14 protein-coding genes are annotated in these 20,149 nt (G+C 63.9%); 2 read left to right on the top strand and 12 right to left on the bottom strand.

Going from position 1 to position 20,149, the window contains the following annotated elements:
- Nucleotides 1-12: 12 nt before the first annotated feature.
- The 5 genes from C8D04_RS11390 to tgt form a co-directional block, all read right to left on the bottom strand.
- Complete coding sequence (locus tag C8D04_RS11390; protein ID WP_116004954.1) at nt 13-579, bottom strand: PAS and helix-turn-helix domain-containing protein; 567 nt, start codon at nt 577-579, stop codon at nt 13-15.
- Between the two features lie 36 nt (nt 580-615).
- On the bottom strand, nt 616-1,812 hold the full coding sequence (locus C8D04_RS11385; protein ID WP_116004953.1) for an MFS transporter: 1,197 nt from the start codon (nt 1,810-1,812) through the stop codon (nt 616-618).
- 195 nt (nt 1,813-2,007) lie between these two features.
- Nucleotides 2,008-3,522, bottom strand: a complete 1,515-nt coding sequence (locus C8D04_RS11380) for a class I SAM-dependent DNA methyltransferase (protein WP_116004952.1) — start codon at nt 3,520-3,522, stop codon at nt 2,008-2,010.
- 30 nt (nt 3,523-3,552) lie between these two features.
- Nucleotides 3,553-5,850 carry a DNA methyltransferase gene (locus C8D04_RS11375; RefSeq protein WP_116004951.1) on the bottom strand — a complete coding sequence of 766 codons (2,298 nt, stop codon included), beginning with the start codon at nt 5,848-5,850 and terminating at the stop codon, nt 3,553-3,555.
- Nucleotides 5,851-6,046: 196 nt separating this feature from the next.
- Nucleotides 6,047-7,219, bottom strand: a complete 1,173-nt coding sequence (gene tgt / locus C8D04_RS11370; protein ID WP_116004950.1) for a tRNA guanosine(34) transglycosylase Tgt — start codon at nt 7,217-7,219, stop codon at nt 6,047-6,049.
- A 103-nt stretch (nt 7,220-7,322) separates the two neighbouring features.
- On the opposite strand from tgt, the gene C8D04_RS11365 reads away from it, so the two are divergent.
- Nucleotides 7,323-7,799: a universal stress protein gene (locus C8D04_RS11365; protein WP_116006149.1), complete on the top strand. Its 477-nt coding sequence runs from the start codon at nt 7,323-7,325 to the stop codon at nt 7,797-7,799.
- 225 nt (nt 7,800-8,024) lie between these two features.
- On the opposite strand, the gene C8D04_RS11360 is transcribed toward C8D04_RS11365, so the two are convergent.
- The 3 genes from C8D04_RS11360 to C8D04_RS11350 form a co-directional block, all read right to left on the bottom strand.
- On the bottom strand, nt 8,025-8,411 hold the full coding sequence (locus C8D04_RS11360) for a hypothetical protein (protein WP_116006148.1): 387 nt from the start codon (nt 8,409-8,411) through the stop codon (nt 8,025-8,027).
- 203 nt (nt 8,412-8,614) lie between these two features.
- Nucleotides 8,615-9,763: a phospholipase A gene (locus C8D04_RS11355; protein WP_116004949.1), complete on the bottom strand. Its 1,149-nt coding sequence runs from the start codon at nt 9,761-9,763 to the stop codon at nt 8,615-8,617.
- A gap of 129 nt (nt 9,764-9,892) precedes the next feature.
- A complete protein-coding gene (locus tag C8D04_RS11350) occupies nt 9,893-11,953 on the bottom strand; it encodes a UvrD-helicase domain-containing protein (RefSeq protein ID WP_116004948.1) in 2,061 nt (686 codons plus the stop codon).
- 162 nt (nt 11,954-12,115) lie between these two features.
- Here C8D04_RS11350 and C8D04_RS11345 point away from each other — a divergent pair, with 162 nt between their 5' ends.
- Entirely contained in the window at nt 12,116-13,069 is a 954-nt protein-coding gene (locus tag C8D04_RS11345; protein ID WP_116006147.1) for an AEC family transporter, read from the top strand.
- Nucleotides 13,070-13,161: 92 nt separating this feature from the next.
- On the opposite strand, the gene C8D04_RS11340 is transcribed toward C8D04_RS11345, so the two are convergent.
- The 4 genes from C8D04_RS11340 to C8D04_RS11325 form a co-directional block, all read right to left on the bottom strand.
- Entirely contained in the window at nt 13,162-15,027 is a 1,866-nt protein-coding gene (locus C8D04_RS11340) for an ATP-binding protein (protein WP_116004947.1), read from the bottom strand.
- Nucleotides 15,028-15,149: 122 nt separating this feature from the next.
- Nucleotides 15,150-17,294 (bottom strand): primosomal protein N', encoded by a 2,145-nt coding sequence (gene priA, locus C8D04_RS11335; protein ID WP_116004946.1) that lies wholly within the window; start codon nt 17,292-17,294, stop codon nt 15,150-15,152.
- Between the two features lie 582 nt (nt 17,295-17,876).
- Nucleotides 17,877-18,989: a uroporphyrinogen decarboxylase gene (hemE, locus tag C8D04_RS11330; protein ID WP_116004945.1), complete on the bottom strand. Its 1,113-nt coding sequence runs from the start codon at nt 18,987-18,989 to the stop codon at nt 17,877-17,879.
- Nucleotides 18,990-19,003: 14 nt separating this feature from the next.
- Nucleotides 19,004-19,471, bottom strand: coding sequence for a CoA-binding protein (locus C8D04_RS11325; RefSeq protein ID WP_116004944.1), 468 nt, complete (start codon nt 19,469-19,471; stop codon nt 19,004-19,006).
- Nucleotides 19,472-20,149: the final 678 nt, after the last annotated feature.

The raw sequence follows: 20,149 nt of genomic DNA, 5'->3' as shown, positions 1-20,149 counted from the left end.
GGCCGGGCGCCGTCAACCGGGGTGGCCCAGCAGCCGGGCAACCAGCTCGCCCGTGGTGGTGGCGTCCAGCTTGCGCATCAGGCGCGCCCGGTGGGCCTCGACGGTGCGGTGGCTGATCTCGAGCAGGCGGGCGATCTGCTTGCTGGTCGCGCCGGTCACGATATGCTGCGCTATCTCGCGTTCGCGCATCGTCAGCGCCGCGCCGACCGGGCGGCGCAGCGAAATGTCCTCGAACATCCACACGGCATGGGCAAAAGGGTCGGCCCGGTCGAGCGCACGGCCTGCCACATGGCACCAGAAAAGGGTGCCATCGGACCGGCACATGATGCGTTCGTCGCTGTAGTTGCCGGTGGCCTGCATCTCGGGCAGGCCGAGCTTGCCAATGTGGGTGAACTCGTCGAGAGAAGGGTATAGCTGGGCGAGGGAATGGCCCATGAGATCGGTCTGGGCATACCCGAAGATCTGCGCCAGCGCCTCGTTGCAGATCTCGATGGTCCGGTGGCGTGAAACGCACAGGCCCACCGGCGCCAGGTGGAAGGCCAGTTCCAGCGTTTGCTGAAGTTCGGAGGAGGAATCCATGACGCCTGATTCTGCCCCATGGACTGCTGCGCAGGGCTAGGGGGAAATGACCTGCTTGGGCTGGGTCGCTTCATCACGCAGCAATGGGCGCAGCGCCAGCAGGCCCAGTGCCGGGCCCAGCGCCAGCCACGGCAGCAGCGCGCCCAGTGCCACGATCTCCGCCAGTGACACGAACAGCAGAATGCTGGCAATCGAAATGGCAAATCCGATGCTGTTGGTGAGCGTCAGCACACTGCCCACGGCCTGTGCGGGAGCGTTGCGCGCCGTCAGGGTGGAGAGCTGGGGAGAGTCCCCGGCCACCGTGACGCCCCACAGCAGCAGCCAGCCAAAGAACAGGCTCGCGCCGGCATCCAGCATCCACGGTGTGGCCAGGCAGCACAGACCGCTGGTGGCCAGCTGCACGGCGGCCACACGCGCGCTGCCCCAGCGCTGCGCCACCCATCCGCCGAAGGCACAGCCGATGGCGCCCGCACCCAGCACGGCAAAAGCCGCCCACGACAGCGCCAGGCCTTGCACCCGCGTGGCCAGCACCAGCGGCATCATCACCCACATGGTGTAGAGCTCCCACATGTGGCCAAAGTACGCCAACACCGAGCTGCGCACCCGCGCATCGGTCCACACCGTGGCCAGGGCGCGCCACTGCAGCGTGGTCACACGCGCCTGCGCACCGGGTGCATCGGTGGTGCCCAGGAACAGCAGCAGGCCGCCCGCTGCCGCCAGCCCTGCTACGCCCAGCATCAGCGTGGGCCAGGGCAGGGCGTTGCCCAGCGCACGCAGTGCGTGGGCGCTGGCCGAGCCCAGCACCAGCGCGCCTATCAGCAGCCCCAGCGCACCCCCCAGGCCGCGCGTGTACCACTGGGCGGCGATCTTCATGCCCACCGGGTAAATCCCGGCAAGGAAGAAACCGGTGGCAAAACGCCAGACCAGCAGGGCGGAATAGTCGCGCACCATGGCCCAGGCCCCCACGGTGCAGGCTGCACCGGCCAGCGAACACAGCAGGAACACCCGGCGCGCCGAAAACCGGTCGGCAATGGCGAGCAGTGCGAAGACCAGCGTGCCCACGATGAAACCGAACTGCAGCCCCGAGGTGAGCGTGCCCACCGCCGCAGCGGGCCAGCCCAGCTCGCGCTGCAGGTCAGGCATGACCGCGTTGACTGCAAACCACAGCGAGGTGCCCGCAAACTGCGCGGCCACCAGCACGGGCAGCACGTGGCGTGGGACCGGGGCTTGCATGGGTGTCACTGCACCCAGTTTTCAACCTGACGGTTAGGCACGCGCTCATATTCGCGGGTGTTGCGGGTCATATTTTGCATAAAATTTTCATACAACAATGGCTGCACCGCTTACTGGTAAAGCGTGAGCGGCTATAAAAATAAGAGTGTTTTGGAAGTGGTTATTGAGTTCAGGTTGGTTTGGGCATGGCGTCTGTCAATGCAACAGCGCGAGGTACTCGGGGCGTTTGGCTGCCAGGCCTTTGAAGCTGCGCAGCAGGTGGGCAAATTCGGCGTCGGTCATGCCGTACAGGCGGGCTACGGTGCGATCGTTCTCGGCGCGCAACTGGTCGCGGGCCTTGGCGGTGGAGGGCACGTCGCCCGGTTGCACGTTGAACAGCGGGGCCAGCTCGGCAAAATCATCCCAGCTTGCGGCCAGGCTCAGCAGCAGGGCGTTTTGGGCGAGTTGGGCGTAGTCGGGGTGGGCGAGAATTTCGTCGTCGCTGGGCTGGGGTGTGGGCAGGCGGAACAAGTAGGTCTTGTTGGCGTGGATCTGGATCATGAAGCGCGCCAACCAGTCCACCGGCAGGCTGTTGAACCAGGCCAGTGCAAACAGCAGGCGTAGCGGTGAGGTGGCCTGTGTGGTGACGCCGCCTTTGGCATCCCGCAGGTAGGTTTTGGGAATGCTGATGTTGATGGTGTTGCCTACGCCCACGTTCTTGGGCAGCAGGCCAAAGATCAGGGTGCGTTCGTCAGTGTCTCTGGCGATGTCCCGAAAGCCTAGGCGCACAAATTCGCGGTCATAGCGCACCGCAGATGCGTGCTTGCCGGCCTCGGCTTTGGGTACGCCCAGGTCTTGCGCCATGCGGTACAGTTCTTTGCTGTGCAGCCTTGCGTCAAACGCTTGAGGATTCACCCAATACTGCGGTTCCTCGAACACATGGCTGTATTGCCAGATCATCTTGCCCTCGTACAACGGCAGTAGCCCCTGGATGGTTTGCTCGATGAACAATTCCTTGTCGCTGGTCATGTGAAGTTCATTACGGAAATCCAGCCAGTTGGGTGACAGCGAGGGGAAAGCGCTGTAGCACTTTTGCAGGATGGGCAGGTCGGTGCCGTCGCGCAGCTCCATCAAGGCCCATTGCTCGGGTGATAGCGCCTTGACTGTGTCCAGCGGGTACGGCACATGGGTTTCAGGCCGTTGCAGATCAGCGGCATCAAGCACGTAAAAGGCCGTGTCGATGGGGGCCTGGTCTGCTGTGGGCGGCGTGTTGACCACCTGCATCAGGGCAAATTTGTAGCTGCGATGCACGTCCTGGAAGATGCCTTTGTTGTTCTCAAAGCTGTGGAAGAACCGCAATTGCGCTTGGTTGAAGATATGCAGGCGCAGGCCCATGGAGCCTTCTTCGAACATCAGCGCGCTGGGCAGCACGTAGTTCAGGCTGCCGCCTGCGTTGAGCAGTCCGAGGTTGCGTTCGACAAAAAAGCGGAACAGATTTCCGTCGCCTGCACCTCTGTTGAGCGGGTAGGCCGACTTGTAGTAGTTGTTGGCCACCTCTGCATCGTGCTGCACGCTTTGGTACGCGGCGGCGATGTGGGTGCTTTCCAGCAGGCGCTTTTGCACAGCGGCCTTCTCGGTGTTTTTCAGGCTGCGGTAGTTGCTGTGGTACTGGGGGAAGAAGTCGGTGTCAGAGAACTTGGTCTTGTCCCACGGCGGGTTGCCAACGATCACGTCAAAACCTTTGCGCCCTCCAGCAAACGCTTAGGGAAAGGCCACTTCATAGTGAAAGAAGTGAAAGCGCTGGGCATAGGCCTCGACCTGGCGCAGCGCGGCGGTTTTGGTTTTGGCTTCGTCAAACAGCTGTGCCAGAAGGTCGGGCGTTTTGTCCAGCGCCTCGCAGGCGGCCTTGTTTCCTTCGGCCAGCAACGCACGGCGGGTACAGATGAAACTGAGCGCACGCGATAGCAGCTGCAGTTTGGGTGCAATAGAGGTTTTCCACAGCCGCTTGGATTGCTCCACCTCTTGCGCGGTGGTATCGCGCATGGCGTCTAGCTCGTCCATCACGCTGCGCAGCTCGTCAAAGCGGGCGCTGAGGTTGTCCACAAACAGGTCGTTTTGCCGGACTTCGGTGGCGTTGTAGTCAATAAACTCTTGCACGCTGGCGCCCATGAGGGCGTTGCCATGCTGCACATGGTGTTCGATGAACGACAGCGGCGTGCCAAAGATGAAGCTGTCCATCCACAGTGAAAGGCGTGCCAGCTCTACGGCAAAGGGGTTCAGGTCAACGCCAAAGATGCAGCGCTTGAGCAGCGCGCGCTTCAAAATTTGCGCGTCTTCGGGTACGTAGTCGAGGTTTAGAAACTGCAGCTGCTCGGCAATTTTGGCGCTCTCGGTGGCCACCAGCTGTTGCAGGTCGGCATCGGTTTCCAGGCGTTCGAGTGCCAGGTCGGTGAGGGTGCCCAGGGCTTCCACCAAAAAATGGCCGCTGCCGCAGGCGTTGTCCAGAATCTTCAGGTCCATCAGGGCCTTGCCCTGTGCGCTGGCAGCAGTCAGGGCTTGCTGCATGGCCGCTTGCACCAGCGGCTGCGACAGCGAGGGCGGCGTGTAGTAGCTGGCCGAGGTTTTGCGTGAGTTGCTGGCGCTTTTGAGGTACACGTCGCCTTTTTTCACGCTGATCTCGCGCAAGGCGCGAAAGCCTTTTTCCTTGCGCAGGATGGCGCTGTCGTAGGCGTCGAAATAGGCTTCGACGGATTTTCCGCGCGTGGCGGTGGTTTCGTATTCGAGGTATACGGCGGCTTCGCTGGCTTTTTCGAAGCGGAACTCCAGCAGCCCCTCGTAGATGCGCCCCAGGTGGGTGACGCTCATGTTTTTAAAGTCGCGCCGGGTGTCAAACAGCGTGGTGCCCCGGTGGGTTTTGTAGAGCAGTTTTTCCAGAATGGCACGCAGCGTGGTGTTGTCGAATATTTTGGGCTGCAGTAGCAATGCGGCACGCTGGGGGTCGAACAGGCCACCGTTGAACAGCGGGATGTCGATGTCTTCGGCGCCTTCGTCGAGCATTTCAAAAAGCTGCTTGAGGGCATACACGCCGTCGTGCAGGCCACTGCGAGGGCCGGGCTTGCTGGGCAGGGTTTGGTAGATCTGCTCCAGGCTGTAGCGGTTGTAGAACGGGTGGCGGGCGAGCAGTTCGCGGTTTTTGTCTTCAAAGTAAACCACGAACAGCAGCCGGAACAGCAGTACCACGCTGTTTTCATACACGCTGGCCATGCTGGCTTTGGGGTTGGCGCGGTGGATGGCGCGGCCCATGATTTCAAACAGTGAATCTTCGCCCGCGTAGCCGTAAATGACGGCTTTGAGGTTTTCTTCCACCGCCAGCGTGAAGTCGGCCGATGCAGCAATGGCCTGCTCAATGGCGTTGCTGGCACCGGCGGTGGTGGGCGGCACGTAGGTGTCCCGTCCGAAGAAGAACGCAAAAAGCGCCAGCGCCTGCGCCTTCTCCTGGCCGGGCTCCAGTGCGCAAATGGCTTCCAGGTCAAACTGGATGTAGGTTTTTTTGGCCGTGACCTTGTCGGTGTCGTAGATGCGCCAGACGCGGCCATTGGTCAAAAAGCCGAAGCGCACGCGCAGGGTGCTCAGGTAGTCCTGCAGTTGGTGGTGCGGGTTGTGGTTGCGGTCGGCTTTGCCGGTGTCGAGGGTTTTGGACCAGGCCTTGGATTCGCAGATGGCGGTGACCAGGGTGTGGTCCTTGCTCGCCATCAGGGCGTGGTCTTGGTTCGGATGCAGCAGGAGACACCAGTCGGGTTTGGCCTGTTTGCCCTGCACGATGAGGGGTTCCTGAGTGACGCTGACCCAGCCCAGCTGTTTGAGCAGGGGGCCAATAAACTTTTCTTCCAGTTGCGCTTCGCTGCGGATGGACAGTGCTGCCACATTGAAGTGTTGTTCCAGCCAGGTGCCAAGGCTGTAAGGCAGTGCAGCTTTTCCCAATGCTTCGCGCTTCTGTGCGATGTAGCCCTCGTCCAGCAAGGTGTTGACCAACCAGGGATGGGGGAAAAGGTCTTGCATGTGCGGTGCTTCGGTGTGCTGCGCTGGCAGACTGGTTAGTGCGTCAGTTTTTAGTATAAAAATTGCTTCTACCCATTGTCTGGCAATCGGTTGAAGCTATTATTTTTGCATCGCTACGGATGATCAGTCATACTGTTTATCCTTGCATTTCACGCATCGGCATGTCGAAAATGCAAGGATAAGAACGCCCGCAGAACTACACCCCCCGCGCCCGATCCGCCTTGAACTGCGCGCGGAACTCGCCAAAGCGTCCGGCGTCCAGGGCTTCTCGCACTTCGCGCATGAGGTTCAGGTAGTAGTGCAGGTTGTGCACCGTGGTAAGCATGGGCCCCAGCATCTCGCCGCAGCGGTCGAGGTGGTGCAGGTAGGCGCGCGAGAAGCCGCCGCGCCCGCCCGCGTCCCACGCCACACCCGATGCGCCTGCGCAGGCGTGGCAGGTGCAACTGGTGTCCAGGGGTTGGTGGTCGGTCTTGTGGCGCGCGTTGCGGATTTTCAGATCGCCAAAGCGCGTGAACAGCGTGCCGTTGCGTGCGTTGCGGGTCGGCATCACGCAGTCGAACATGTCCACACCATCGGCCACGCCCTGCACCAGGTCTTCGGGCGTGCCCACGCCCATCAGGTAGCGGGGTTTGTGGGCGGGCAGGCGGTGGGGGGTATGCGCCATGATCTGCAGCATCTGCTCCTTGGGCTCGCCCACGCTCACGCCACCAATCGCGTAGCCGGGGAAGTCCATTTCCACCAGCGCCTCAAGCGACTCCTGGCGCAGGTGCTCGAACATGCCGCCTTGCACAATGCCGAACAGCGCGTTCGGGTTGCCCAGGCGCTCGAACTCGACCTTGGAGCGCAGTGCCCAGCGGCGGCTCATCTCCATGGACTTGCGCGCCTCGGCCTCGGTGGTCAGATGCCCCTTGGTCTCGTAGGGCGTGCACTCGTCAAGCTGCATCACGATGTCGGAGTTGAGCGTGGTCTGGATCTGCATGCTCACCTCGGGCGACATGAACAGCTTGTCGCCGTTGACGGGGCTGGCAAAGGTCACGCCTTCTTCAGTGATTTTTCGCATGTCGCCCAGGCTCCAGACCTGGAATCCCCCCGAGTCGGTCAGGATGGGCTTGTGCCACTGTTCAAAGGCGTGCAGCCCGCCAAAGCTTTGCATCACGTCCTGGCCGGGGCGCATCCACAAATGGAAGGTGTTGCCCAGGATGATTTGCGCGCCCATGTCGTGCAGGCTTTGCGGCATCACGCCCTTGACGGTGCCGTAAGTGCCCACGGGCATGAAGATGGGTGTCTGGACCACGCCATGGTTGAGCGTGAGTGTGGCGCGCCGGGCGTGGCTGGAGGGGTCGGTGGTGAGAATCTGAAACTGCAGCATGGGCGCGATTGTCCCAGATGGCCGCCAGGCCGCCCACATGTGTGGCGCGGGCATGCTGGGCCGCTACACTGGTCTGAACAGAACACACAACAAAGGAATTGCCATGCCCAGAATCCTCATCGCCGTCGACGGATCGGAACTCTCGCTGGACGCCGTGCACCATGTGTTGCAACTGGTGCAGGACGGCCTGCGCGTCGATTGCGTGCTGGCCAACGTGCAGGAGCCCGCCTCGCTGTACGAACTGGTGGTCTCGCGCGACCCCGACCTGATCGTTGCAGCCAGCCTGGAGGCAGGCGAGCACCTCATGGCCTCGGCCCGTGCGCTGCTCGATGCGGCCGGGCTGGCCTACACCACCGAGATCGGGGTGGGCGACCCGGCGCACACGCTGGTGGACATCGTCGAAAGTACAGGTTGCGACCTGGTAGTGATCGGTGCGCGCGGCCAGGGTGCCATCAGCAGCGCGCTGTTGGGTTCGGTGTCGCAGGAGTTGGTGCATGCCAGTCCCGTGCCGGTGACCATCGTCAAGCATGCCGAGGTGATGGAATTGGACGACGAAGCCACCGAAGAGCCGCTGGCCTGAAAAAGAAAAGCCGACGCGCGTTGCGGCGGCTGGCTGGGGCTTTGGAGGTGGTCTCAGCTTTCCATGGAGCTGCGCTTCATCAGTGGCGTAAGAAACCGGCGCGGCCCAGACCAGCGGCCCCCGCGCAAGGGCCGTCCCGCCGCGCTGGGGGCGTCCCCCTTCCGCATCGCGTAGCGATGCCAGAGAAGGGGGAAGGAGCGAAGCGAGATAGGGGGGTGTTGTCCTTCACGCGGCTTTGCGCCAGGGCTCTGCCGGGCGCTGCAGCTTGCCATGGGGCAAGGTGGCCAGGCGTTTGAACATGCGGCCGCAATAGCCGCGAATCCACAGGCATTTATTCAATTCATCCACGGGCAGCGGGCCCGAGACCACGACGATGTCGTTGGCGACGTCTTGTGCGCCCGCAGCCCGCAGGCGGCGGCGCGTGTTGTTGGCCCACGACTGGATGCGCGTGGGGCTGCCATGCTGGTGTACCTCGCCGGTGTGCGCATCGAAGGCAATGGCCACGGTATCGGTCTTGAGCTTGAAGCGTCGCTCCCCCGTGACGACACTGGGCGCTTCGCGCATGTCATACAGGTAGTAGCTGCCGGCCTTGAGCTGGTATTGCATGTCCATGGTGTTGTTCCTCTTGGCTGCATTGTCGAGCGTGTGCCGCATCGCCAATGGCGGGGAAAACGGTGTGAAACAGGCTCTTTTCAGGAGCGCGCCACAAGGCAGGTGATGCCGCAAGTGGTGCGGCTGCCATTGTGGCGGCTGCCTGAGACCGATTCAAGAAACAGCGCAGGTATTGCGTAACGGGATGTTGTCCCGGCAGAGCCTCAGAAATCGACCAGGCTCAATCCCACCGTGAACACGGTGCGCTTGCGGTTGTAGTCGATCATGCTGTCGCCGTAGCCCGAGAACAGCTGGGTGTGCAGCCGCAGATTGCTTTTGCCCCCACCGAGGGCGGTGCCCAGGGTCTGCATCCATTCAATTCGTGCCGAGCCGCGCGAGTTGCTTTTCAGCGCGCTGCGCACCGTCAGGCCCAAGGTATTGCCCTGGTCCATGTTCCAGAACGCTGACAGTTCGCCGCGACCGACGAAGTCGCTGATGCCCGGGTTGTCGTCGCTGGTCGTGCTCTCGCCAATGCGCTTCCACAGCCGGGCGTTGACCGTCCACCGGTTGTCCAGTTCCATGCCGGTCATCAGGTAGGCGCGGTTCCAGCTGCGCGACAGGGGCAGGCTTTGCCCGTTGGACTGGTGTGCCACGCCGATGCCGCTGAAGCGCCAGCGCCAGCCCCAGGGCAACTGCGCGTCTGTGGGGTAAACGTACATCACCTCAGGCTCGTGGTCGGTGGTGCGGAACGGGCGCGAAATTTGGGGCGAGAACAGCTGCCAGTACGACTGCTGCGTGTAGCCAAACCACAGCGAATCCTTGCGCGTGGGGTGGCCCTGGGTAAGCAGGCCCTGGGCGATTTTGGTGCGCACGGAGAGCTGCAGGCGCGCCTCGGTGCGGCGGAAAGGTGTGGACTCCTGCGCCGTATGGTCGGCCGAAGGCGAACCGGGCTGGCGGTTCACATTGCTGGCCGCCACCACAGAGGCGGTGATGGGCCGGTAGCCGCGAAAACTGAAGGTGCCGCAGTCGCTGCCCGACTCCAGCTCCCAGAAGCGCGAGAGGGTGCTGTACTGCGGGTCGCGGCAACCGGCAGTCTGCGCCACCTCGATGATGCGCGTGGCCGGCAAGGTGGTGTCTACCAGTGAGGGAGCTGCTGGCGGGTCGTCCTGGGCCGCCGATGCCGCAGGTGCCTGCCAGGCCTGCTGGCCTGCCCACTGGTCAAAGCAGGCCAGGCGGGCAGCACTGTCGCTGGTCGCGGCGCAGCGCTGCCATGCCGCGCTGGGTACCTGTGCCTGTGCGGCCGGGTTGGCCAGCAGGGCGACCAGTGCCAGTGCCACGGGGGAGGCTTTCAAGGGGTAAGCAAGAGAAGGCATGGGCAGAGTCTTTCGCACGGGTAGAAAAAATTTCAATAAAAATGGCTTGTAACGCTTTATAGGTAATCGTTACAAGCTACAAAATAGAGAGCGAATTGCGCCTGCGATTCAAGCCACATGGGTGGCCTTCTATGTTTGGAGCGCCTGGGCTTTGCGCGCAAATTCGGCGCGCAAAGCCTTGAGTTTTTCACGCGGGTCCTCGCGCGCAGTGGTCTTGTCGAGCGCCATTTCCGCAATGAAGCGGCTGGGCTGCGCCGCCACCATCTCGCGGCCCTTTTTGCGCTTCTTGGTCCAGCTCACGGCCAGCGTGCGCTGGGCGCGGGTGATGCCCACGTACATCAATCGGCGCTCTTCCTGCAGGCGGGACAGCGTTTCGTCGCTGACCTTGAGTTGCTTGCCCCCGTCGTCGTCCAGCTTGAAAGGCAGCATGCCCTCCGTGACCCCGGCCAGGATGACGTGCGGCCACTCCAGGCCCTTGGAGGCGTGCAGGGTCGAGAGCGTGACCACGTCCTGGTCCTTCTCGCGGTCCGACAAGGTAGAGAGCAGTGCGATGGTCTGCGCCACTTCCAGCAGGCTTTTGGACTCGCTGGCGACCACGCTGCCCGCCGTGTCGTCGATCTGGCCCCCGGCGCGCTGCGCCATCCAGTCGCAAAACTCCAGCACGTTGGTCCAGCGCGCGGCAGCGACCTTTTCGCTGTCTTCGCCGTCGTAGAGGTGTTTTTCGTAATCGATCTCTTTCAGCCAGTCGCAGAGAAAGGTTCGGGCGTTTTCCGCGCCCATGGTGTGCCGCGCCCGGTATTCCAGGTCGTTCACGTAGCGGCCAAATTCGTGCAGGCTCTCAAGCGCGCGGCGCGGCAGGGCGGCGGGCAGCATGGGCGAGAACAGGGCAGTGAACAGGCCTTGCTTGTGCTGCGTGGCGAAAGCGCCCAATGCCCCCAGCGTGGTGTGGCCAATGCCGCGCTTCGGCGCGGTAATCGCCCGCAGGAAGGCCGGGTCGTCGTCCTGGTTGATCCACAGCCGAAACCAGGCGCACAGGTCGCGGATTTCTGCGCGGTCAAAAAAGCTGGTGCCGCCCGACACCTTGTACGGAATGTTGGCGCGACGCAGGGCCTTCTCGAACGGTTTGGCCTGGTGGTTGGCGCGGTAGAGGATGGCAAAGCTCTTCCAATCCGGCGGCGGGTTGGCGGCGGCACGCAGGCTCTGGATGCGGGCCACGGCGCGGTCGGCCTCGTGCTCTTCGCTGTCGGCATCGACCACGCGCACCGGCTCGCCCTCGCCCAGTTCACTGAACAGCGTTTTGGGGAAAAGCTTGGGGTTGGGGCCGATGACGTTGTTGGCGGCGCGCAGGATGGCGGAAGTCGAACGGTAGTTCTGCTCCAGCTTCACGATCTGCAGTTGGGGATAGTCGAGCGGCAATTTTTTCAGGTTGTCCAGCGTCGCGCCGCGCCAGCCGTAGATGCTTTGGTCATCGTCGCCCACGGCGGTGAAGTGGCCTTGTTCGCCCACCAGGAGTTTCAGCAACTCGTACTGCGTGGCGTTGGTGTCTTGGTATTCGTCCACCAGCACATGGCCGAGCTGGCGCTGCCATTTCTCGCGCACCGCGGGGAAGTCGCGCAAGAGTTTGAGCGGCAGGCCGATCAGGTCATCAAAATCCACGCTCTGGTAGGCCGTCAAACGTTCTTCGTAGCGTTGCATCAGCACGGCAATGCTGCGCTCGTGGTCGTCCTTGGCCTGCGCCAGGGCCTGCGCGCCAGTGAGGCCCATGTTCTTCCACAGGCTGATGGTCCATTGCCATTGGCGTGCGGTGGCGGCGTCGGTGGTGCCGCCGGCAGCATCTTTCAGGATGCTGGTGACGTCGTCGCTGTCCATGATGCTGAACTGGGGTTTGAGGCCCAGGAGCTTGCCGTCTTCCCGCACCAGGCGCACGCCCAGCGAGTGGAAGGTGCAGATCAGCACGTCTTTGGCCTGCCGCCCGATGAGGCTCTTGGCGCGCTCGCGCATCTCCGCCGCCGCCTTGTTGGTGAAGGTGATCGCGGCGATGGCCTTGGGCTCCATGCCGCGCTCGATCATGTGTGCAATCTTGTGCGTAATCACCCGCGTCTTGCCCGAGCCCGCGCCGGCCAGCACCAGGCAAGGGCCCTCGGTGTAATGCACGGCGCGCAGTTGGGCAAGGTTGAGACCAGAAGACATGGGGGAGGTGGAGCGAACGGAAACCGCGCAGGCGGGCGTCCAGGCAGAGAGGGTCGGGCGGCAATGATACCGGCGCAGCATTTTGCATGGCGCCAAGGGGTCATGGCGGGGCCGCCAGTTTCTTGCAAGCGCGCCGCCGCCGCTACCCCCACAATAGCGCCCGTGCTGTCTGTCCTGCTGATCACCTTCCCCTTCTTTGCGCTGGTGCTGTGCGGCTATCTGGCCGCGCGCGGCGGCATTTTGCCGCAACCGGCCATTCCGGGGCTCAATGCCTTCGTGCTGTATTTCGCGCTGCCGTGCATGCTGTACCGCTTTGGTGCCACCACGCCCATTGGGCAGCTCCTGGACCCGGCGGTGGCTGGCGTGTATCTGCTGTGCGCGTCGGTGATGGTGGCGGGCACGGTGCTGGCCACGCGCGGGCCGCGCATCGGCTGGAACGACGCCGCCTTCGGCGCCCTGGTGGCGGCATTCCCGAACACGGGGTTCATGGGGGTGCCGCTGCTCGTCGCTCTGCTGGGCGCGCAAAGTGCGGGTCCGGCCATCGTCACCATCGTGGTGGACATGGTGTTCACCAGTTCGCTGTGCATCGCGCTCTCGCGCCTCGATGGTGCGGGCTCCCACGGCGTGGGTGTCGCACTGCGCAATGCCTTCCGGGGCATGGCGACCAACCCCATGCCCTGGTCGATTGCGTTGGGTGCGCTGGCGTCCGCCCTTCAGTTCACCTTGCCCGGGCCGGTCGATAAAACCGTGGCCATGCTGGCCGATGCTGCCTCGCCAGTGGCTCTGTTCACCATTGGTGCCGTGCTGGCACGCTCGCAGATGAACCAGCACGAGCGCGTGCTGGTGCGCGACTACGTGCCCGTGGCGCTGGCCAAGCTGCTGGTGCACCCGCTGCTGGTGTGGGGGGTGGGCCGCGCGGCCATGGCGCTGGGGGTGCCGCTGGACCCGTTTGCCTTCACCGTGCTGGTGCTGCTGGCCGCGCTGCCCAGTGCCAGCAATGTGTCGTTGCTGGCAGAGCGCTTTGGCGCGCACAACGGACGCATCGCGCGCATCATTCTGGTGTCCACAGCGCTGGCGTTCCTGAGCTTCTCTGCAGCGGTGGCGCTGCTGACCTGAGCGCGTGTTTTTGCGCCGCCCTACACGCGGTTTGGGTTTTGTGGCTGCTAACGCTGTGTGCATAGGCGCCACGCATCAAAAAGATTGAAATATCAGCCGGTGGTACGGGGCCGTATCCATCGATCCACCATGGCTTGCAGCTGCGCAAAGTTCACTGGCTTGGCGAGGAAGTCATCCATTCCGGCGCTCTGGCAGCGCTCGCGGTCTTCGGCGTAGGCGTTTGCGGTCAGCGCGATGATGGGCACGCGCGCATGGTTTTGTGTTTTTTCCTTGGCACGGATGTGCTGCGTGGCGGCCAGGCCGTCAAGCACGGGCATCTGCATATCCATGAAAACCAGTGCTGGCGGCGTGCCGTTGCACTGCAGCCGCTCCAGTTGTTGCGCGGCCTGTTGGCCGTCTTCGGCGACCACGGCGGTCAGGCCTATGCGTTCGAGCATGGCGGTGATCACGACGCGGTTGATGGCGTTGTCTTCCGCCACCAGCACCATCGCGCCTTGAGTGGTCGGCGGCTGCAACATGCCCTGTGGGCTTGCGGGCACCAGCACGGCTGCGGGCGCCGCAGCAAAGCCCACCTGTACACGGAACCAGAAACGTGCGCCCTGGGCCGGCTGGCTTTGCACCCCGGCGTCGCCGCCCATCAGGCGCGCCAGGCGGCGCACGATGGACAAGCCCAGGCCGCTGCCGCCGTATTCGCGCGTGATGGAGTTGTCAGCCTGCGAGAACGGCATGAAAAGCCGCGCGCTCTGCTCTTGTGACAGGCCGATGCCGGTGTCGGTGACGGAAAATTCCAGCACGGCACCGACTCCGGTCTGCGCTAACTCACGCGCCTCAATGCGCACCTCGCCTTGGGGCGTGAATTTGATCGCATTGCCGACCAGGTTCGACAACATCTGGCGCAGCCGCATGGCGTCTGCGGTGTAACGGGCGTCTTGTGGGCCGATCCAGTCTGAGAGCAGGCGCAGGCCTTGGTTGCGCGCGCATTCGGCGAACAGGCTCTCGATTTCGCAGATCAACTGATGAGGCTCGAAAGACACGGGTGCCAGCTCAAACTTGCCGGCTTCGACTTTGGAAATGTCCAGGATGTCGTTGAGCAGTGTCAGCAGGGTTTGACCCGACTGCACGATGACCAGCGCCGCTTCTTGTCGCGCCGATGAGTCCATGGTGGGCTGTTGCAGCATTTGCGCCATGCCCAGAATGCCGTTCATGGGCGTGCGAATCTCGTGGCTCATGGTGGCCAGGAAGCGGCTCTTGGCCTCGTTGTCGGCATCGGCACGGTCACGCGCCTGCGCCAGATCCCGTTGCAGCCGCTCGCTGACGGTGAGCGCGATGGCAATGGGGATCCAGACGTTGTACAGAATGCACCAGAGGTAGGGCGCGGCGTACAAAGGGCTTGATGCAAAGATCGACTTCGATTCGGTCAGGTTGTATGCGGCATAGACCAACCGCCAAATAAAAACGCCCGCGCCGCCCGCAAACACCAGCAGCATCAGCCGGTTGACCCATTGCAGGCGTCCTGGTTCGCGCGTTTGTTCATTGCGCCAAACGGCCCACGCTGATGCGATCAGGGGTATTGCCAATAACAAGGAAACCACCACTACGCGCGCCGAAAAGCTGGGTTGCACATAGGTGGCCCACAGCAGCGACGGCACGCTGATACATGCGACCGCCCATGGCAGCCAGCGCGGCTGCGGCTGGCCCAGCAGCCCGCACAGGGCCAAGAACAGCACGCCGCCGCCTGCACACAGCAGCGTATTGCCAGCGATGAGGGATGCGATACCTGACGTCGGCGTGCCCCAGGCGTGTAACGCGCTGCCGAGCAGGCACAGCACGGCACCCAGCGTCCAGTCGCGCAGGTGAGTCTCTTTGGGGTGTACGCGCGCCATGACCATGGTGGTCAGCGCAAACACGACCCAGGCCATGCCTTGGAGCACAGAGAGAGTCCGGATATCGAATTCCATGCGGTCAATGGTATTCGGTCAACGCTGGCGTTGCGGGTGAAGCGGGCGACCAAGCGGGTGAATCGCTTGTAATTCAATAGCTGTCCGCGCTTATTCGGCAAGCGCTTAAGACCCAAAATCTATCAAATCGCTAGCGGATCCACATCCACCAGCCAGCGGATCAGTCCCTTGTGCTCGGGCTGGCCCCGCGTGGCCTGCAGCACCGGCTGCCATGCGGTCAGAAAGCGCTGCAGCGCGGTGCGGCTGCTGCCCTCGACAAGCATCTGGGCGCGCTCGACCTGGGCCACGCGCTGGATGGTCAGCGGCACCGGGGGGTAGAGCGTGACCTGGTCCAGCCCTGGCAGGCCGTGGGCGTGCGCGGCGCTGCTCGCTGCGGCGAGGAAGCCTTGGGCCACCTCCTGCGTGCGCGCATCGGCGCGCACCAGGGCCTGGAAGGCAAACGGCGGCATGGCGGCCTCCTCGCGTTCCTTGAGCTGCTGCGCGGCAAAAGCCGGGTAGTCGTGCGTGCGCAGGGCCTCGAACACGGCGTGCTGCGGGTGAAAGCTTTGCACCCACATTTCGCACTGCGTTCCCTGCGCTGCCATATAGGCCGCGTCGCGCCCGGCCCGGCCTGCCGCCTGCATGAGCAAGGCCAGCAGGCGCTCGGGCGCGCGAAAGTCGCTGGAGAACAGGGCGCCGTCGGGCTGCACCGCCGCCACCAGGGTGATGCGGCGAAAGTCGTGGCCCTTGGCGATCATTTGCGTACCCACCAGCACATCGACCTCGCCCGCGTGCACCTGGGCCAGCTGGCTTTGCAGCGCACCCTTGGCGCGGGTGCTGTCGGCGTCGATGCGCGCCACGCGCACGGGGCCGCCGTCCGGGCGCTGCACGTGGGCCATCAGGGCGGCCAGTTGTTCTTCGAGCTGCTCGGTGCCCCGGCCCAGGGCCACGATGTCGGGGCTGCCACAGCCGGGGCAGGCGTGCGGCACGCGCACGGCAAAGCCGCAGTGGTGGCAGCGCAGGCTGCGGTCGATCTTGTGGAACACCTGGTGTGCGCTGCAGTGCGGGCAGTCGCTTTTCCAGCCGCAATCCTGGCAGTGCAGCACCGGGGCATAGCCCCGGCGGTTGAGCAGCACCATGCACTGCTCGCCACGCGCGATGCGCTGCGTCATGGCGGCCAGCAGCGGGGCCGAGAACACGGTGCGCCGGGGCTGGTGGTTCATGTCCACGCGGCGCACGCGGGGCAACTGCGCGGCGCCAATGCGGCTGGGCATGGCCAGCCGCTGGTAGCGACCGCCCTCGGGGTCATCCGCGCTGGGCGGGCGGCTGGCATGCCAGCTCTCCAGCGAGGGCGTGGCCGAGCCGAGGAGGACCTTGGCGCCCTGTTCGCGCCCGCGCCACACCGCCAGGTCGCGCGCCGAGTAGCGGGCGCCTTCCTGCTGCTTGTAGCTGGGGTCGTGCTCCTCGTCCACGACGATCAGGCCCAGGCCCGGCAGCGATGCAAACACCGCCATGCGCGTGCCCAACACAATGCGTGCCTGCCCGCTGTGCGCCGCCAGCCAGCTTTTGAGGCGCTGCGGGTTCGTCATGCCGCTGTGCAGCGAGACGACGCTGCCCCCGCCAAAGCGGGCCACAAAACGCTCTTCCAGTTGCGGCGTGAGGTTGATCTCGGGCACCATCACCAGCGCCTGGGCGGTGGGGCTGCGCGCTAGCAGGTCCTGCACGCAGCGCAGATAGACCTCGGTCTTGCCGCTGCCGGTGCTGCCAAACAGCAGGAACGGGCCTTTTTTAGCATCAATTTCGGCTCTAGCGCTTTCCTGTTCTGCGCTGAGCGCTATCAAAGGCGTAGCGTTGAAGGTGTCGCCCTGTGTGCTGGCGCGGCGCAGGCGGCGTGCCAGCTGTTCGGGCTGCAGGTCGCGCAGTTGCGGGGGCAGCGCGGCCAGGGCCACCTCGCCCAGGCTGCGCTGGTAGTAGCGCGCCGCAAAAGCCACCAGACGGCGCCAGGGGGCGTTCAGCGGGGCCAGGCCTTCCAGCACCCCAGCCACGGCGCGCAACTGGTGGGGGGATGTGCCCGGGGCATTGGCCGGTGTGTCCCACACCACGCCCAGCACCTCGCGCCGGCCCAGGGGCACCCGCACCAGCGTGCCGGGAGCAAGCGGTTGTGTGCTGGTGTAGTCGAGCAGGTCGTCCACGCCGCTGTGCGACGGGGTGTTGACGGCCACCTGCACGGTGTAGGTGAGGGCGGTCACGGAGGGGCGATCAGGGCAAATGCCTTGATTTTCAGGCATTTGCACAGGCCGGGCCGCATTCTGTGGATAACTTTGTTGACATCCTGTCCGCCAGGCCGTATGGAGCTTGGCCGCGTTGTATCGGTGCTAGAAGCAGAAAATTGCTGCGGTGCAAAAAATACCTTTTGAATCAATGACTTGCTACGACAGCATGCGCCTTGCAGGGCATGGGGTGGGTCGCAGCAATGCCGCTCCCCCAGAAATGTGCACAAGTCAAGTGTCCGTGGCGCGTCAGCGGGCGGCGGTGGATCGCAATAGCGTCAATCAGGGTGTCCAGTTCACTCATTTTTTTGCATTTCGGCCGCAAGTGCTTGTGGCGACAAGGGTTTTTGGAGTCATCCCACTTTTCTGTGGATAACTTTGTTGATATCCCGTTGGTGGGTCGCGCAAGCCCTTGTGCCGTCGTGCTTTGGTCGCTTTGCCTGCCAAAAAGGCATTGCCTTTGCCGCCTTATGAATCAACCACTTACGTTGATGCCATGGATTGGCTGCCACTTTGCACGCATGCGGCCAGGAGAACCGGCTGCAGTGCCCGCTGGGCCGTCCGTGTGCATAAGTGGCGCCGCGCGGGCGACGTCCAGGCTCAACGCTGGCGCAGCGCGCGCGAATAGCTGTGCACGGCTTCGACCAGCGCGGTCACATGCTCGGGCGGGGTGAACTGGCTGATGCCGTGGCCCAGGTTGAAGATGTGCGTCGGGCCGGTCGTCGTGCGGTCGGTGTGGGGCTTGCCAAAGCTGTCGAGCACGGCGTGCACCTGGCTCGCAATCTGCGCGGGCGGGGCGAACAGCACGTTCGGGTCGATATTGCCCTGCAGCGCCTTGCCGGGGCCACCCACCTGGCCACCCACGATGGCGCGCGCCTTGCCCAGGTTGGCCGTCCAGTCCAGGCCCAGCACCTCGCAGTCGATGTCCTTCATGTCTTCGAGCCAGATACCGCCGCCCTTGGTGAAGACGATGCGCGGCACGTCCTGGCCATCGACGCCGGTGCGCTTGAGCTGCGCGAGCACGCGGCGGGTGTATTCCAGGCTGAACTGCTGGAACGCGCCATCGGCCAGCACGCCGCCCCAGCTGTCGAACACCATCACGGCTTGGGCGCCCGCGTCGATCTGGGCGTTCAGGTACTGCGCCACGGCGTCGGCATTCACGGCCAGGATGCGGTGCATCAGGTCGGGGCGGCTGTACATCAGGCTTTTGACGAGGCGGTAGTCGTCGCTGCCCTTGCCTTCGACCATGTAGCAGGCCAGCGTCCAGGGGCTGCCCGAGAAGCCGATCAGCGGCACGCGGCCATTCAATGCCTTGCGGATGCTGGTGACGGCGTCGAACACATAGCGCAGCTTGTCCATGTCGGGTACGGCGAGTTCGGCCACAGCGGCTTCGTCGCGCACCTGCTTGGCAAAGCGCGGGCCTTCACCCTCGGCGAATGTCAGGCCCAGGCCCATGGCGTCAGGCACGGTCAGGATGTCGCTGAACAAAATGGCGGCGTCGAGCGGGAAGCGGTCGAGCGGCTGCAAGGTCACTTCAGTGGCGTAGTCCACGTTGGTGGCCAGGCCCATGAAGCTGCCGGCGCGCGCGCGCGTGGCCTTGTATTCGGGCAGGTAGCGGCCCGCCTGGCGCATCAGCCACAGGGGGGTGTAGTCGGTGGCCTGGCGCCGGCAGGCGCGCAGGAAGGTGTCATTGGTCAGGGGGGCGTAACTCATCCCCCGATTGTCGCCTAGCTCGCCGGGCGTCCCTGTGCGGCTCCGTCCAGGGCGTTGAGTCGCTGGTGTTCCACCAGGGTGCATTTGTCCTGCACCACAGCCAAGCCGGCGGCGCGGGCGTGCTCGCAGGCAGCGTTGTGGTGCACGCCCAACTGCAGCCACAGGCCCCGCGCGCCGATGGCAATGGCTTCATCGGCAATGGCTGGAACCTCGTCGCTCTGGCGAAAAACGTCCACCAGGTCGATCTGCACATGCCGGGCGGCCTCGGTCAGCGAAGGCCAGCAGCGTTCACCCAAAATTTCGGTGGCCAGCGGGTTCACCGGCACGATGCGGTAGCCCTGCTGCTGCAGGTACAGCGCCACATGGTGGCTGTCGCGGTGCGCCTTGGGCGAGAGGCCCACCACGGCAATGGAGCGGCACTCGCGCAGCAGGGTGGTGATGGCTGCGTCGGTGTCGACGTTGGGAGGTAAGGGTGTTGTCATTGGCTGGGTTATAGCGCAGTGCAGACACCGTCGACCCTCCATGGTTGGCACAGGCGTGTGGTTCCACGCGGAAGGGGGGTGCAAAATTTTGCATTAGCGGCCATTCCAACGCGGGCACAAACCCGCATGTCCGCAAGCAACATGACCCAGAAAGCGCAGGAGGGCCTTCAAAAATTGCGCCCAGCCCGCTGTCAACGACAAAAAGCAAGAAGGCGCCATGGGGCCGGAGCCCTCTGTTGGCGACCGCCATTGAAACGGCCACAAGGCCCGTCGTTTCCTCGCTGCAATGCCCCTGTGCGATCGCCTTCCAGAATGGCCATCGCCTTGCACGCGGCAACACGGGCGGTCGCCCCGTGCGCTGCGCTTTGGTCATGCCCATGTCATGCGCCGGGCACACAATAGCGCCAGCAACGCCGTGTGAGCAGGTCAAACCCTTTGTTGAGGGTGACAAGGGCGCCCGGTGTGTGCGAGGGACTTCATTGCGAGCGACCGGGAAAAGAGCTGCTTCATTGGCGGCTCTTTTTTTTGCCGCCGGGTCGCCCCAAGGCAAAAAACGGCCCCTTGGTGGGTAGCGCACCGCGTGGGAGCGTGTGGGGGGGCCTGAAAAGTGCTAACGCCGCGCAAGGCGCGGCGTTAGCTAAAGCTTGCCGCCCCCGCAGGCAACGGCAGGAAGAGGTC

This window comes from Simplicispira sp. 125, from assembly GCF_003096555.1.
Taxonomy (GTDB): Bacteria; Pseudomonadota; Gammaproteobacteria; order Burkholderiales; family Burkholderiaceae_C; genus Simplicispira.
This window is presented reverse-complemented; position numbering and strand designations above follow the sequence as displayed.

Coding starts and splice junctions, on each gene's coding strand:
- C8D04_RS11390 (WP_116004954.1), bottom strand. CDS start 579: ATGGATTCCTCCTCCGAACTTCAGCAAACGCTGGAACTGGCCTTCCAC.
- C8D04_RS11385 (WP_116004953.1), bottom strand. CDS start 1,812: ATGCAAGCCCCGGTCCCACGCCACGTGCTGCCCGTGCTGGTGGCCGCG.
- C8D04_RS11375 (WP_116004951.1), bottom strand. CDS start 5,850: ATGCAAGACCTTTTCCCCCATCCCTGGTTGGTCAACACCTTGCTGGAC.
- tgt (WP_116004950.1), bottom strand. CDS start 7,219: ATGCTGCAGTTTCAGATTCTCACCACCGACCCCTCCAGCCACGCCCGG.
- C8D04_RS11365 (WP_116006149.1), top strand. CDS start 7,323: ATGCCCAGAATCCTCATCGCCGTCGACGGATCGGAACTCTCGCTGGAC.
- C8D04_RS11360 (WP_116006148.1), bottom strand. CDS start 8,411: ATGGACATGCAATACCAGCTCAAGGCCGGCAGCTACTACCTGTATGAC.
- C8D04_RS11355 (WP_116004949.1), bottom strand. CDS start 9,763: ATGCCTTCTCTTGCTTACCCCTTGAAAGCCTCCCCCGTGGCACTGGCA.
- C8D04_RS11350 (WP_116004948.1), bottom strand. CDS start 11,953: ATGTCTTCTGGTCTCAACCTTGCCCAACTGCGCGCCGTGCATTACACC.
- C8D04_RS11340 (WP_116004947.1), bottom strand. CDS start 15,027: ATGGAATTCGATATCCGGACTCTCTCTGTGCTCCAAGGCATGGCCTGG.
- priA (WP_116004946.1), bottom strand. CDS start 17,294: ATGCCTGAAAATCAAGGCATTTGCCCTGATCGCCCCTCCGTGACCGCC.
- hemE (WP_116004945.1), bottom strand. CDS start 18,989: ATGAGTTACGCCCCCCTGACCAATGACACCTTCCTGCGCGCCTGCCGG.
- C8D04_RS11325 (WP_116004944.1), bottom strand. CDS start 19,471: ATGACAACACCCTTACCTCCCAACGTCGACACCGACGCAGCCATCACC.